Annotated in this window: 1 pseudogene; it reads right to left on the reverse strand. The window is 58.3% G+C overall.

Annotated features, from left to right (window positions below):
- Positions 1-974: 974 nt before the first annotated feature.
- Positions 975-1,615: pseudogene (locus tag G3O00_RS42465) on the reverse strand (transposase).
- Positions 1,616-1,767 lie beyond the last annotated feature (152 nt).

Here is a 1,767-nt window from a genome sequence, read left to right on the forward strand (position 1 = left end):
TACGAAGCGACTTGTCAGCCTTCGTCGTAACGTCGTCCTCGCCCTCATTCATCTCCCGCTTGCCGCGCGCAACACGCGGGCGCAGCCGCAGCTCGTTTAAGCGCCACTGCACGGCCACACTGAACGCTACGACCTCTTGCTGACCGTCATCAAAGCGTTGCGTGCGCACCACGTACTCATCGCTGAACGGCGAATAGTGAGCCGACCCAACACCTGCCGCACCCGCCCAGCGGTTCCATCAATCTGTTGCATCGACCGGTTGAATCCGCACCGGGCATCGTTCACAAGACTTTGGAACTGACGCGATTCGTGCTCTCCAATGCCTGCATCCACGTTGGATACCTCGTATATCCGATGTTGATCACCGCCCGGGATCGCTGCGAACGATCGCCGGGTTTTCTTTTTACAGCGCCCGCTTCAAGCCTTCGCGCGGACCGTTTCCGTTAAGTGTTAGAGGTACAAGTTTAGGGGCGCGCTGCGCGCGCCCCGGCTGTCCTCGCTACCGCTGCGGGCAGGCGGGTCGCGTCGCATCATTCCCGCTCCAGCGCCCTCAGAACACTCACCGCCGAAGAACGGCAGCTTTGCAGCGAGGGGGCCGCTTGCAACGCCCACGCCTTCGCTCAGCCGCCTCGCTAATACCCGCTGCTCGGTCCGGCCGGCCGCGCTGAGCCGCGCGACGTAGAGCGAAATAAATCTGTCTACATGAACGCCCCCCTTTGCGCCAGGTTTTCGAGGTTTTGACGAACAGGATGGGCTGCAGCTCTACATTCGGCCTTGTTGCAGCCTGGTTTGCTGCGGGCCCCTATGAAATCCGCTGACTCACGCCTCATTCACTTCACGAGCTTGTTAGGCTCAGACAGATTTTCAGGCTTGGTGAGTCCCAGGTCCGACCTGTTTTGTCATTACACTCGAATGCCGCCGCAACTTTTGACGTTCCATCCCTTCCAGCAAAGTCTTCCAGTAGGCCAGCCGGGTCACGCGGGCTTGATGCTTTCGTAGTCGTTCCGGTATGGACGTTGATGTGCCAGCATCGCCCAGATTATTCTGGCAAGTTTGTTGGCCATCGCGACGATGACGACGTTCAACGGACGCCGCTGTTTCATCTGCGTCACCCATGGCCCCGGCTCTTTCACGCGATAGATAATGCTCCGCGCGCCGTGAACGAGCAAACCCCAACGACGGATTTGTCCAACGCAGCTCGACCGACACCCATCACCTCGCCGTACTCGGTTAGCAAGCCGCGCAGACTGTTAATCTGCATCGTGCGAAACTTCACCAGCTGCTGACGCATGCGATGCAGCGCGAGGACTGCCTGCTGAGCCTCGGTCTTCACAGCAACCTCCTTGCTGTCCATCTGCGCGGCCATCCAGATTGCTCGAGCATCGGCCGCATCGTTTTTGTTGCGGATGTTGAATGCCTTGACGAATTTCGCTGGCATCAGCTTCACCCGGTGGCCCATCTCGATCAATCGCCGTGCCCAGTGTTGGGATCCGCTGCAGGACTCCATCCCGATAAGGCAAGGGCTACGATTTGCAAAATATTCGAGAAACGCTGCTCGTTTCACAGGTCTGTTCACGATTTCGCCGGTTTCCGGATCGACCCAGTGCACCTGCATTACGCTTTTTGCGATGTCCACACCCACTGACCTGCTCCCCGCGTTTAGTACGGTGACGGTGTAGAGTCCGTTCCAGAGAGGAACGGCAATGAAAAAGCGATTCACCGAAGAGCAAATCATCAGCATCTTGAAGGAAGCCGAGGCTGGCCTGA

Origin of the sequence: Burkholderia sp. Ac-20384 (assembly GCF_017104605.1) — a bacterium.
Classification (GTDB): domain Bacteria; phylum Pseudomonadota; class Gammaproteobacteria; order Burkholderiales; family Burkholderiaceae; genus Burkholderia; species Burkholderia lata.